Raw genomic sequence first — 12316 nt, 5'->3', positions numbered from 1 at the left:
ATGACCGACCCGTACGGCATACCCGACCATCACCGCATGCCCGGCCACCACGGCGCACCCGACCCGCACCGCCCCCGGCCCGTGCTCCGGCTCGACCGGCTCGTCCGCACGCACGGCAGCGGCGCCACCGAGGTGCACGCCCTGCGCGGCATCGACCTGAGCGTGTACCCCGGCGAGCTCGTCGCCGTCATGGGCCCGTCCGGCTCCGGCAAGTCCACGCTGCTCACCCTCGCGGGCGGACTCGACACCCCCACCAGCGGCCACGTCCTGGTCGAGGGCGTCGACATCACCACCGCGAGCCGCAAGGCGCTGGCCGCCCTGCGGCGCCGCAGCATCGGCTACGTCTTCCAGGACTACAACCTGATCCCGGCCCTCACCGCCGTCGAGAACGTGGCCCTGCCCCTCGAACTCGACGGCACCTCCGCCCGCAGGGCCCGGTCCGCCGCCCTCGCCTCGCTGGAGGAGACGGGCCTGCGCCCGCTCGCCGACCGCTTCCCCGACGAGATGTCCGGCGGACAGCAGCAGCGCGTCGCCATCGCCCGCGCGCTCGTCGGCGAGCGCCGCCTGGTCCTCGCCGACGAACCCACCGGAGCCCTCGACTCCGAGACCGGTGAATCCGTCCTCGCCCTGCTCCGCTCCCGCTGCGACGCGGGCGCCGCCGGAGTCCTCGTCACGCACGAGCCCCGCTTCGCCGCCTGGGCGGACCGGGTCGTCTTCCTGCGCGACGGCAGCGTCGTCGACGAAACCCTGCGCGGCGGCACCGACTCCCTGCTCTCGGGTCGGGTGGCCGGCCTGTGACCTCCCGGATCGGTTCCTGGTACCACCCCTGGGTCGCCGCCCTGCGGATCGCGCGCCGCGACGCCTGGCGCGCCAAGGGCCGCAGCGCCCTGGTCCTGTCGATGATCGCCCTGCCGATCGTCGGCGTCAGCGCCGCCGACCTCACCTTCCGCAGCTCCGAACTCTCCACCGACCAGCGCCTGACCCGCCAGATCGGCGCCGCCGACGCCCGGCTCTCCGCGTCGGGCCTGGACGGGCCCGTCCTCCAGCACCCCGACGGCGAACACTTCGCGCCCGTCGGCGGCTACGAGAAGTACCGGCCCGACAAGGCGAGGGAACAGCCGCTGAAGTCGGCCCTCCCGGCCGGCGCCAAGGCCACCGAGGACACCACCGGCCACGTCAAGGTGCACACCGCGCACGGGCTGCTCCAGAGCGACCTGCGCGAGCTGGACGTGCACGACCCGCTGACCCGGGGCCTGATCACGCTCGACCGCGGCCGGCTGCCGCAGGGCCCCGGCGAGGTCATCGCCACCCGGGCCTTCCTCGACGCCTCCGGCCTCCACGTGGGCTCCGCGGTCACCCCGCGCGGCGTCACCGCTCCGTACCGGATCGTGGGCGCGTACGAGCTGCCCTCCAAGCTCAGGAACACCGAACTGCTCGCCCTGCCCGGCACCCTGTTCGCCCCGCTGGACGGCGCCCTGCGGGCCGCCGGCGGCTCCGGGCTGTCCGGCACCACCTCCTACCTGGTCTCGGTCGGCGGCGGTGAAGGTTTCACGTGGAACATGACCGCGGCGGCCAACGCCAAGGGCGCCCTCGTGCTCTCCCGCGCCGTGGCCCTGCGCCCGCCCGCCGACGCCGAGGTCCCGCTGTTCCGGCAGGAGCGCAAGGAGCAGTACGAACCGGTCGCCGGCGGCGGCGCGGTCACCGAGAAGGCCGTCCTCGCCACCGTGGTCGGACTCGCCATGCTGGAGATCTGCCTGCTCGCCGGGCCCGCCTTCGCGGTCGGTGCCCGGCGTTCGCGCCGCCAGCTCGGCCTGGTCGGCGCGAACGGCGGCAACCGGCGGCACGTGCGGTCCGTCGTCCTGTCCGGCGGCCTGGTCATCGGCGCCGTCGCCGCCGTCAGCGGAACCGCGGTCGGCATGGCGCTCACCATCGGGCTGCGCCCCGTACTGGAGGAGCAGCTCGGAGTCCGCTTCGGCGGCTTCGCGGTCCGCCCGCTGGAACTCCTCGCCATCGCCCTGCTCGCGGTGCTGACCGGGCTGCTGGCCGCCGTCGCCCCCGCGGTCACCGCGTCCCGGCAGACGGTACTGGCCTCCCTCACCGGACGCCGCGGGATCCGCCGGGCCAACCGGGTGCTGCCCGTCCTCGGCCTGCTCGCCGTCGCCGGCGGCGCCGCCATCGCCGTGTACGGCACCGGCTACCGGGTCAGCCCCACGGTCGTCGCGGGCGGCAGCGCCATCACCGAGCTGGGCATCGTCGCCCTCACCCCGGCACTGGTCGGCCTGTTCGGACGGCTCGGAGGCCTGCTGCCGCTGGCCCCCCGGCTCGCCCTGCGCGACGCCGTCCGCAACCGGGGCCGCACGGCGCCGGCCGTGGCCGCGGTCCTGGCCGCCGTCGCCGGAACGGTCGCGGTGTCCACGTACCAGCACAGCCAGGACGTCCAGGCGCGGCACGAGTACACCGCCGAACTGCCCGCCGGTTCCGGGTACCTGCTCGCCGACGACGACCTCGGCCACAAGGAGGTGCCCGCCCTGCGCGCGACCCTCGCCCGGGACCTGCCGCTCGGCGTACGGGCCGACGTGGACCGGCTCGTGGCCGGGAACCCGAACTGCGCCCGGGGCTCGATGGATCCGGGCTGCGGGCGGGTCGCGCTCATCACCCCGAAGGAAGCCCGCTGCCCGCTCTGGGAGGCGGAGAACGGGCCCGCGTCCTTCACCCCCGACCAGGCCAGGACCCTGCGCCAGGACCCGCGGTGCGCGGTGCCGCAGTTCCGCGCCCCGATGGACACGGTCGTCGCCGACGAGAAGCTGCTCACCGTGCTGGCGGTCACCGACCCCGGCTCGGCGGCCGCGCTGAAGGGCGGCCGGGCCGTCTCCTTCGACGGGCGCAACGTGCAGGACGGCCGCGTCACCCTGCGGCTGGTCACCGACCAGGCCGCCGCCGACGATGCCGCCGCCAAGCGGGCCGAACTTCCCGGCCAGGACAAGGTCCTGACCGTCCACCAGGCCCCCGCGGGCACCCAGGGCTGGGGCTTCGCCCTCGTCGTCCCGCCCGCGGCGGCCAAGGCGGCGGGCCTGGCCACCGCCCCGGCCGGCTCCTACTTCAGCCTCGACGGAAAGGCCCCCACCGAGCGGCGGCAACGGCTCGAAGGGGACCTCGACCGGCTCGGCGCCGAAGCCCAGTTCAAGATCGAGGAGGGGTACCAGGGCCAGAGCGGCCTGGGCGTGCTGGCACTCTCCGTCTTCGCGGGACTCGTCACCATCGGCGCCGCGGGCATCGCCACCGGGCTGGCCCAGGCCGACTCCGAGGCCGACCTGAAGACGCTGGCCGCGGTCGGCGCGGCCCCGCGCGTACGGCGCACGCTCAGCGGGTTCCAGTGCGGGGTGGTCGCCCTGATGGGCGTGGTGCTCGGCTCGGCGGCCGGGATCCTGCCCGCGGTCGGGCTGCGGCTCACGCAGGAACGCGAACAGGAACGCCTGGTCCGTCACGGCATCGAGATGGGCTACGCCACGCTGCGGGACACCGAGCTCTACGTGCCGATCGCGGTGCCGTGGGGGACGCTCGCCGGACTGCTGGTGCTCGTCCCGCTCGGCGCGGCCCTGCTGGCGGCCCTGGTCACCAAGTCGAGCGGCGCCCTCGCGCGGCGGGCCGCGGGCTGATGTTCCGGCCCCCGTACAGGGTGGATCACGCCCGTACGGGGGCACACCGTGTGAGTACGCAGGTGTGCGAGAGAATGACGGCATGGAGATGCCGAGGAGTGAACGGTCGCAGGACAGTCCCCCGCACGTCCTGATCGTGGGACAGGACGGGATGGCGGTCGGCGGCGCCGATGACGAGTCGCGCGAGGTCCCGGTGACGGAGATGGTCGAACAGCCCGCCAAGGTCATGCGGATCGGCAGCATGATCAAGCAACTCCTGGAAGAGGTACGCGCCGCGCCTCTCGACGAGGCGAGCCGGGTCCGGCTCAAGGACATCCATGCCGCCTCGGTGAAGGAACTCGAGGACGGCCTCGCCCCCGAGCTGGTCGAGGAACTGGAACGCCTGTCGCTCCCCTTCACGGAGGAGGCCATCCCCTCCGAGGCGGAACTGCGGATCGCGCAGGCGCAGTTGGTGGGCTGGCTGGAGGGTCTCTTCCACGGGATCCAGACGGCCCTGTTCGCGCAGCAGATGGCGGCGCGGGCCCAGCTGGAGCAGATGCGCCGCGCCCTGCCTCCGGGCGGCTCCCACGAGGACGACGACGAGGGCCCCCACGGCGCCGTCCGCTCGGGCCCGTACCTGTAACCCCCGGGGCCGGAGCCACCCCTCCGGCCCCACCCCTCCGGCCCCACCCCTGCCGCCCCACCCCGTGCGGGCCGCCTCCCGGGGCCCGGCCGCGCCCGCCCGGCGGCACCGCGGGGCCGCGTAGGACCCCCGTAAGCGCGGGCCGCCTGGGCCACCGCGCCGCCCGCATACTCGGGGCATGAGCTACGACGCCATCGTCCTGGCCGGCGGCGCGGCCCGCCGCCTCGGCGGAGCCGACAAGCCCGCCCTCCCCGTGGGCGGCCGCGCCCTCCTGGACCGGGTCCTGGACGCCTGCCCGGACGCCGCCACCACCGTCGTGGTCGGCACCCGCAGGCCCACCGCCCGGCCGGTCACCTGGACCCTGGAGGACCCGCCCGGCGGCGGCCCCGTGGCCGCCCTGGCCGCCGGGCTGCGCGCCACGACCGCCGAGCTGGTCCTCGTACTCTCCGCCGACCTGCCCTTCCTCGACCGGGACACCGTCCGCACCCTGATCGCCGCCGCCACGGCCGGCCCGGCCGACGGCGCGCTGCTCCGCGACCCGGACGGCCGGGACCAGCCGCTGGTCGCCGCCTACCGCGCCGAACCCCTGCGCCGCGAAACCGCCCTGCTCGCCACCGAACACGGCCACCTCCGCGGTCTGCCCCTCCGTGCGCTCACCGCCGAGCTGGCCCTGGCCCCGGTCTCCGTGACCGCCACTGCGCCACTCGCCTCGTTCGACTGCGACACCTGGGAGGACCTGGCGGCGGCCCGGGCCAGGATCAGGGAGCATGGAAGCGTGCTGGAGCAATGGATCACCGCCGCCAAGAACGAGCTCGGCATCGACGTCGACGTCGACATCGCGACCCTGCTCGACGTAGCCCGTGACGCCGCCCACGGCGTCGCCCGCCCCGCGGCCCCGCTGACGACCTTCCTGGTCGGCTACGCGGCCGCCCGCGCCGAAGCCACCGGCGCCGACCCCGCCCGGGCGGTGGCCGAAGCCTCCCGCAAGGCCGCCGACCTGGCCCTGCGCTGGGCCGCCGAGGCCCAGCCCCCACACCCCGAGGAGACCGGCTCCGGATGACCCGTACCGACGCCGACGGCGACCTGGACGAGGCCCTCGCCCTGGTCAGCCGCACCCCAGCCGGTGGGGGCCACCGCGCATCCCCCTGGCCGCGCGCCCGGGAGACCGCCGCCCGGGCCGGCTCGGGCATCCGGGGCCGCACCCACCGGGTCGCCCTCGCCGACGCCCTCGGCGAGGTGCTGACCGCCCCGCTCGACGCCCTCGGCGACCTGCCGTCCTTCGACACCTCCGCCATGGACGGCTGGGCCGTCGCCGGACCCGGCCCCTGGAACATCCGGCCCGGCGGCGGCATCCTGGCCGGCGCCGAGCCGCCCGCCCCGCTCGGTGACGGCGAGGCCGTCCGGATCGCCACCGGCGCCCGGATCCCCGCCGACACCAGCGCCGTCATCCGCAGCGAGCACGCCCGCGAGTCCGGCGGCCAGCTGTACGCCGCCCGGCCCGTCGACCACGGCCAGGACATCCGGCCGCGCGGCCAGGAGTGCCGCTCGGGCGATCTGCTGCTGCCCCCCGGCTCCCTGATCACCCCGGCCGTGCTCGGCCTCGCCGCCGCCGCCGGGTACGACGAGCTGTCGACCCGGCCCCGGCCCCGGGTGGAGGTCCTGGTGCTGGGCGACGAGCTGCTCACCGAGGGGCTCCCGCGCGAGGGCCTGATCCGTGACGCCCTCAGCCCGATGCTGGGCCCCTGGCTCACCCGGCTCGGCGCCGAGGTCACCGCCACGCGCAGGCTCGGCGACGATCCCGCCGGGGCCGACGCCCTCCTCGCCGCGATCACCGGCTCCACCGCCGACGTGGTCGTCACCACCGGCGGCACCGCCTCCGGCCCCGTCGACCACGTACACCCCGTACTGGCCCGGGCCGGCGCAGAACTGCTCGTCGACGGGGTCGCCGTACGCCCCGGGCACCCGATGGTGCTGGCCCGCCTGGGCGGCCGCGCGGACGGCCGTCACGTGGTCGGGCTGCCCGGCAACCCGCTGGCCGCAGTCTCCGGGCTGCTGACCCTCGCCGAACCGCTGCTGCGCGCCCTCGCGGGCCGCCGCCAGCGGCCCCGGTACACGGTGGCGGTCGAGGGCGACGTGCACGGCCACCCGTACGACACCCGGCTGGTGCCGGTGCTGCTGACCGACGAGCACGCCGTCCCGCTGCGCTACAACGGCCCGGCGATGCTCCGGGGGGTGGCGGCCGCCGACGCGCTGGCCGTCGTACCGCCGCACGGGGTGCGGTCCGGGCAGGACGTCGAAGTCCTCGACCTGCCGTGGGCCTCGGGGGGATGTTTCACGTGAAACTCCACGGCCAGGACGCCATGGCGCGGGGCGCGGACGAGAAGCTCGTCTCGCGCCGCGTCAAACTCCCCAAGCGCGTGGTCGAGAAACCGCTGCGGCAGGTCACGCGGCGGTTGCTGATGGCCCTGTTCGTGCTGGTCCTGACGGTCATGATCGTCTGGCTCGACCGCGACGGCTACCACGACAACGCCAACGGCAAGGTCGACTTCCTCGACAGCGTCTACTACGCGACGGTCACCCTGTCGACGACGGGCTACGGCGACATCGTCCCGTACAGCGACAGCGCGCGGCTGGTCAACGTCCTGCTGATCACCCCGCTGCGCGTGCTGTTCCTGATCATCCTGGTCGGCACCACCCTGGAAGTGCTGACCGAACGCACCCGGGAAGAGTGGCGGCTCAACCGCTGGAGGAACAACTTGCGTGACCACACGGTCGTCGTCGGCTTCGGCACCAAGGGCCGCTCCGCCCTGCAGACGCTGCTGGCGACCGGCCTCCACAAGGACCAGGTCGTCATCGTCGACCCGAGCGCCAAGGTGATCGACATCGCGAACTCGGAGGGTTTCACCGGAGTCGTCGGGGACGCCACCCGTTCCGAGGTGCTGCTGCGGGCCGAGCTGCAGAAGGCCCGTCAGATCGTCATCGCCACCCAGCGCGACGACACGGCGGTCCTGGTGACCCTGACGGCCCGGCAGCTCAACCGCGGCGCGAAGATCGTCGCGGCGGTGCGCGAGGAGGAGAACGCGCCGCTGCTCAAGCAGTCCGGCGCGGACGCGGTCATCACCAGCGCGAGCGCGGCGGGACGGCTCCTGGGCCTGTCCGTGCTCAGCCCGAGCGCGGGCACCGTGATGGAGGACCTGATCCAGCAGGGCACCGGCCTGGACCTGATCGAACGGCCCGTCCGCAAGGCCGAGGTCGGGCGCGGGGTGCGGGAGACGGAGGACCTGGTCGTCAGCGTGCTGCGCGGACACCGCCTGCTCGCCTACGACGACCCGCACGCCAGCCCGCTCCAGCTGACGGACCGCCTGATCACCATCGTGCGGGCGACGCCGCCGACGACCCCTCAGGTCATACTCGGCCCGGCGGAGTAACGGGCGGGGTAGATTCCGGGCCATGCATGCGATCACCATCGAGCAGCCCGGCGGGCCCGAGGCCCTCGTCTGGACCGAAGCACCCGATCCGGTGGCCGGCGAGGGGGAGGTGCTCGTCGAGGTCGTGGCGAGCGCCGTCAACCGCGCCGACGTCCTCCAGCGGCAGGGCTTCTACGACCCTCCGCCCGGCGCTTCGCGCCACCCCGGCCTGGAGTGTTCCGGGCGCGTCGTGGCCCTCGGGCCGGGGGTCTCCGGCTGGTCGGTGGGCGACGAGGTGTGCGCGCTGCTGGCCGGCGGCGGCTACGCGGAGCGCGTGGCCGTCCCGGCGGGGCAGCTGCTGCCGGTGCCGGCCGGCGTGGACCTGGTGGCGGCCGCAGCGCTGCCGGAGGTCGTCTGCACGGTGTGGTCGAACGTGTTCATGGTCGCCGGGCTGCGTCCCGGCGAGACCCTCCTCGTCCACGGCGGCTCCAGCGGCATCGGCACCATGGCGGTCCAGCTGGGCAAGGCCGTCGGCGCGAAGGTGGCGGTGACGGCGGGCGGCAAGGAGAAGCTGGCGCGCTGCGCGGAGCTGGGCGCGGACGTGCTGATCGACTACCGCGAGCAGGACTTCGTGGAGGAGCTGCGGGCCGCGACGGGCGGGGCCGGGGCGGACGTGATCCTGGACATCATGGGTGCGAAGTACCTGACCCGGAACCTGGACGCGCTGGCCGTGAACGGCCGCCTCGCGATCATCGGGCTCCAAGGCGGGGTCAAGGCCGAGCTGAACCTGGGCGCGCTGCTGGCCAAGCGGGCGGCCATCACGGCGACCTCGCTGCGCACGCGGCCGCTGGGGGAGAAGACGGCGATCGTGGCCGCCGTACGGGAACACGTGTGGCCCCTGATCGCCTCGGGCCGGGTCCGCCCGGTCGTGCACGCCACGTACCCGATGGCCCGGGCCGCCGAGGCCCACCGGGTCCTGGAATCCAGCACCCACGTCGGCAAGCTCCTGCTGACCCGCTGATCCCGCCCGGGGGAGGCGCGCGCCTCCCCCGGGCCTGCGCTCGCTCCTACAGCCCGCGCAACAGGACCGCCGGGTTCTCCACGCAGTCGGCCACGAACCGCAGGAACCCGCCCGCCGTCCCCCCGTCGCACACCCGGTGGTCGAAGGTCAGCGAGAGCTGCACGACCTTGCGTACGGCCAGCTCGCCCCCGTGCACCCACGGCTTCGGCACGATCCGGCCCACCCCCAGCATCGCCGCCTCGGGGTGGTTGATGATCGGCGTCGAGCCGTCGACCCCGAACACCCCGTAGTTGTTCAGGGTGAACGTGCCGCCGGTGAGGTCCCCCGGCGTGAGCCTGCCCGTCCGCGCCAGCTCCGTGAGGCGCGCGAACTCCGCCGACAGGGATTCGGGGCTGCGCGTGTGGGCGTCCCGGACCACCGGGACCATCAGCCCGCGTTCGGTCTGCGCGGCGAAGCCGAGGTGCACGGCCGGGAGCAGCACGATCTCGTTGGCCGCCAGGTCCATGGTGGAGTTCAGCTCGGGGTACTTGGCCAGCGCGGCCGTGCAGATCCGCGCCAGCAGCGCGAGCACGGAGATCTTCGGGCCGTCCACCGCGTTCATCGCGGCCCGCGCCGCCATCAGTTCGGTGGCGTCCGCGTCGACCCAGCAGGTCGCCTCGGGGATCTCGCGCCGGCTGCGCGACAGCTTCTCCGCCACGGCCCCGCGCAGCCCCTTGAGCGGGATCCGCTCGCCCCGCCCGGCGGCGGGGGCCGGCGCCGCCACCGGGGCCGGAACCGCCGGGCGCAGTGCCGCCTCCACGTCGGCCCGCAGGATGAGACCCTCCCGCCCGCTCCCGCGCAGCGCCCGCAGGTCGATCCCGTTGTCCCGGGCCAGCTTGCGCACCAGCGGCGAGATCACCGCGACGGGACCGGCCGGGGCCGCGGGCACCACCGGGACCACGACCGGCGCCGGTACCGCGGCGGTGGCGGGTCGCACCCGCTGCCGACGCGCCGGACGCGCGTGGTCCGATCCGTACCCGATCAACGGCCGCGGAGCGGCGGCTTCGGCGCCCGCCTCTGCGGCCGGGGCCGGCGCGGCCCCGCCGGCCGCCTGCTCCGACCCCACCGCCACGGTGATCAGCGGGGCTCCCACCGGGAGTTCCGTGCCCTCTTCGCCGAACCGCGCGGTGACCACGCCCCCGTAGGGACACGGCACCTCCACCATCGCCTTGGCTGTCTCCACCTCGACCACCGGTTGGTCGACCTCGACGACATCGCCCACGGCCACCAGCCAGCGCACGATCTCCGCCTCGGTCAGCCCCTCACCGAGGTCGGGCAGCTTGAACTCCAGTACCTGCGGCATCAGTTCTCCCACTGGAGCCGGGCCACGGCATCCAGGATCCGGTCCACTCCGGGCAGGTGGTACTTCTCCAGCATCGGCGGCGGATACGGGATGTCGAAGCCCGTCACCCGCAGCACCGGCGCCTCCAGGTGGTGGAAGCAGCGCTCCGTCACCCGGGCCGCGATCTCCGCGCCCGGCCCGCCGAACCCGGCCGCCTCGTGGACCACCACCGCGCGCCCGGTCCGGCGTACGGAGGCCACGACGGTCTCCTCGTCGAACGGCACCAGCGAGCGCAGGTCGACGACCTCCAGGTCCCAGCCCTCCTCGCGGGCGGCTTCGGCGGCCTCCAGGCAGACCGGCACCGAAGGCCCGTAGGTGATCAGGGTCGCGCTCGTGCCCGTCCGCCGGACCAGCGCCTCGCCGATGCCCGGAACGGCCGCCGGGGCGTCCGGCGACCACTGCGCCTTCGACCAGTAGAGCCGCTTCGGCTCCAGGAAGACCACCGGGTCGTCGCTCGCGATCGACGCCCGCAGCAGCCCGTACGCGTCCTCGACGGTCGCCGGGGTCACCACGTGCAGGCCGGGCGTGGCCAGGTAGTAGGCCTCGGAGGAGTCGCAGTGGTGCTCGACGCCGCCGATGCCGCCGCCGTACGGGACCCGGATGGTGATCGGCAGCGGCATGGCGCCCCGGGTGCGGTTGCGCATCTTCGCGACGTGCGAGATCAGCTGCTCGAAGGCCGGGTACGCGAACGCGTCGAACTGCATCTCCACGACCGGCCGCAGCCCGTACATGGCCATGCCGACCGCCGCGCCGAGGATCCCGGCCTCGGCGAGCGGGGTGTCCGTGCAGCGGTCCTCGCCGAACTCCTTGGCGAGCCCGTCCGTGATCCGGAAGACGCCGCCGAGCGCGCCGACGTCCTCGCCCATGACGTGGACGGTCGGGTCCTCGGCCATCGCGTCGCGCATGGCCCGGGTGAGCGCCTGCGCCATCGTCGCGGGCTTCACCGCCGGTCGTGCCACCGTGGTCATGCGTCGCCCTCGGCTTCCAGTTCGGCGCGCAGCTGCTCCGCCTGCTCGCGCAGCCGGCCCGTCTGCTGCGCGTACACGTGCGCGAAGAGGTCCATCGGGTCGAGGACCGGTTCGGCGTTCATCCGTTCGCGCAGGGTCGCGGCCATCGCCTCGGCGGCGGCGCGCGCCTCTTGGACGCCCGTCTCGTCGAGGATCCCGCGGGCGGTCAGCTCGCGCTCCAGCAGCTCCACCGGGTCGTGCGCCTTCCAGGCCTCCACCTCGGCGTCCGAGCGGTAGCGGGTCGCGTCGTCGGCGTTCGTGTGGGCCTCCATCCGGTACGTGACGGCCTCGATGAGGGTCGGTCCGCCGCCGGCGCGCGCCCGCTGGACGGCCTCGGTGAGCACCTCGTGCAGGGCGGCGACGTCGTTGCCGTCGACGAGCCGGCCGGGCATGCCGTACCCCACGGCCTTGTGGGCGAGGGTCGGGGCCGCGGTCTGCTTGGCGAGGGGGACGGATATCGCGAAGCCGTTGTTCTGGACCAGGAAGACCACCGGGGCCTGCCAGACGGCGGCGAAGTTCAGGGCCTCGTGGAAGTCGCCCTCGCTGGTGCCGCCGTCGCCGACCATGGCGAGCGCGACGACCTCGTCGCCGCGCAGGCGGGCGGCGTGCGCCAGGCCCACCGCGTGCGGAAGCTGGGTGGCGAGCGGGGTGCACAGGGGGGCGATGCGGTGCTCGCGGGGGTCGTAGCCGGTGTGCCAGTCGCCGCGCAGCAGCGTCAGCGCCTGGACGGGGTCCAGGCCGCGGGCGACGGCCGCGAGGGTGTCGCGGTAGCTCGGGAAGAGCCAGTCCTGCTCCTCCAGGACCAGCGCGGCCGCGATCTCGGCGGCCTCCTGCCCGACGGTGGAGGGGTACACGGCGAGACGGCCCTGCCGGGTCAGCGCGGTGGCCTGCGCGTTGTAGCGGCGGCCGCGCACGAGCTCGGCGTAGTACCGGCGCATCAGCGCGGGGTCGAGGCCGGCGGCCGCCTCGGTGCCCAGCACCCGGTACGGCTCGGGGTCCGGAAGCAGCGGGGCGGCCTCCGTACGGGGCCTCCAGGCGGGCGGCGGGGTGACACGGTGGGACGCACCGGCACCGGGCAGCTCTTGGACCGTCATGGCGGCGTACACCTCCTCGTGGGAAGCGGGCAGGGACGCCTCGGGTGTGAGGCGCCTCACCTACCGATTGTTCGGTCGTCGGCGCAATTTGGCTACAGGCGGCTCCAGGCTGTGGACAAAGTGGCGAC

Annotated in this window: 10 protein-coding genes; 7 read left to right on the top strand and 3 right to left on the bottom strand. The window is 74.9% G+C overall.

The genetic code is table 11. The annotated features are described in order from the left end of the window. Positions 1-36: 36 nt before the first annotated feature. The 7 genes from ACGFXC_RS14385 (at position 37) to ACGFXC_RS14355 (ending at position 8706) form a co-directional block, all read left to right on the top strand. Positions 37-798: an ABC transporter ATP-binding protein gene (locus tag ACGFXC_RS14385; protein WP_393713188.1), complete on the top strand. Its 762-nt coding sequence runs from the start codon at positions 37-39 to the stop codon at positions 796-798. A gap of 8 nt (positions 799-806) precedes the next feature. After that, on the top strand, positions 807-3656 hold the full coding sequence (locus ACGFXC_RS14380; protein WP_393713186.1) for an FtsX-like permease family protein: 2850 nt from the start codon (positions 807-809) through the stop codon (positions 3654-3656). A gap of 82 nt (positions 3657-3738) precedes the next feature. Then, positions 3739-4278 (top strand): bacterial proteasome activator family protein, encoded by a 540-nt coding sequence (locus ACGFXC_RS14375; RefSeq protein WP_393712648.1) that lies wholly within the window; start codon positions 3739-3741, stop codon positions 4276-4278. 178 nt (positions 4279-4456) lie between these two features. Next, on the top strand, positions 4457-5338 hold the full coding sequence (locus ACGFXC_RS14370; RefSeq protein WP_393712646.1) for an NTP transferase domain-containing protein: 882 nt from the start codon (positions 4457-4459) through the stop codon (positions 5336-5338). Beyond that, positions 5335-6618 (top strand): molybdopterin molybdotransferase MoeA, encoded by a 1284-nt coding sequence (locus tag ACGFXC_RS14365; protein WP_393712644.1) that lies wholly within the window; start codon positions 5335-5337, stop codon positions 6616-6618. The genes ACGFXC_RS14370 and ACGFXC_RS14365 overlap by 4 nt, the downstream gene beginning before the upstream one ends. Then, entirely contained in the window at positions 6606-7706 is a 1101-nt protein-coding gene (locus ACGFXC_RS14360; RefSeq protein WP_393712642.1) for a potassium channel family protein, read from the top strand. The genes ACGFXC_RS14365 and ACGFXC_RS14360 overlap by 13 nt, the downstream gene beginning before the upstream one ends. A gap of 22 nt (positions 7707-7728) precedes the next feature. After that, positions 7729-8706, top strand: a complete 978-nt coding sequence (locus ACGFXC_RS14355; protein ID WP_393712640.1) for an NAD(P)H-quinone oxidoreductase — start codon at positions 7729-7731, stop codon at positions 8704-8706. A gap of 46 nt (positions 8707-8752) precedes the next feature. Here the strand turns inward: ACGFXC_RS14355 and ACGFXC_RS14350 are convergent, their stop codons facing one another. The 3 genes from ACGFXC_RS14350 to pdhA are packed head-to-tail and all read right to left on the bottom strand — an operon-like array spanning position 8753 to position 12188. After that, positions 8753-10048 (bottom strand): dihydrolipoamide acetyltransferase family protein, encoded by a 1296-nt coding sequence (locus tag ACGFXC_RS14350; RefSeq protein WP_393712638.1) that lies wholly within the window; start codon positions 10046-10048, stop codon positions 8753-8755. Further along, a complete protein-coding gene (locus tag ACGFXC_RS14345) occupies positions 10048-11055 on the bottom strand; it encodes an alpha-ketoacid dehydrogenase subunit beta (RefSeq protein WP_393712636.1) in 1008 nt (335 codons plus the stop codon). The genes ACGFXC_RS14350 and ACGFXC_RS14345 overlap by 1 nt, the downstream gene beginning before the upstream one ends. Continuing rightward, complete coding sequence (gene pdhA / locus ACGFXC_RS14340) at positions 11052-12188, bottom strand: pyruvate dehydrogenase (acetyl-transferring) E1 component subunit alpha (protein WP_393713184.1); 1137 nt, start codon at positions 12186-12188, stop codon at positions 11052-11054. The genes ACGFXC_RS14345 and pdhA overlap by 4 nt, the downstream gene beginning before the upstream one ends. Positions 12189-12316 lie beyond the last annotated feature (128 nt).

The sequence above is a fragment of the Streptomyces sp. NPDC048507 genome, assembly GCF_043199995.1.
GTDB lineage: Bacteria > Actinomycetota > Actinomycetes > Streptomycetales > Streptomycetaceae > Streptomyces.
The sequence above is the reverse complement of the archived record's forward strand: the minus strand, read 5'-3'. Positions and strand labels throughout refer to the sequence as shown.

Excerpts from the sequence above, each read along its gene's own strand:
- ACGFXC_RS14350 (WP_393712638.1), bottom strand. The coding sequence starts at position 10,048 with ATGCCGCAGGTACTGGAGTTCAAGCTGCCCGACCTCGGTGAGGGGCTG.
- ACGFXC_RS14385 (WP_393713188.1), top strand. The coding sequence starts at position 37 with ATGCCCGGCCACCACGGCGCACCCGACCCGCACCGCCCCCGGCCCGTG.
- ACGFXC_RS14355 (WP_393712640.1), top strand. The coding sequence starts at position 7,729 with ATGCATGCGATCACCATCGAGCAGCCCGGCGGGCCCGAGGCCCTCGTC.
- ACGFXC_RS14375 (WP_393712648.1), top strand. The coding sequence starts at position 3,739 with ATGGAGATGCCGAGGAGTGAACGGTCGCAGGACAGTCCCCCGCACGTC.
- ACGFXC_RS14360 (WP_393712642.1), top strand. The coding sequence starts at position 6,606 with ATGTTTCACGTGAAACTCCACGGCCAGGACGCCATGGCGCGGGGCGCG.
- pdhA (WP_393713184.1), bottom strand. The coding sequence starts at position 12,188 with ATGACGGTCCAAGAGCTGCCCGGTGCCGGTGCGTCCCACCGTGTCACC.
- ACGFXC_RS14370 (WP_393712646.1), top strand. The coding sequence starts at position 4,457 with ATGAGCTACGACGCCATCGTCCTGGCCGGCGGCGCGGCCCGCCGCCTC.
- ACGFXC_RS14345 (WP_393712636.1), bottom strand. The coding sequence starts at position 11,055 with ATGACCACGGTGGCACGACCGGCGGTGAAGCCCGCGACGATGGCGCAG.
- ACGFXC_RS14365 (WP_393712644.1), top strand. The coding sequence starts at position 5,335 with ATGACCCGTACCGACGCCGACGGCGACCTGGACGAGGCCCTCGCCCTG.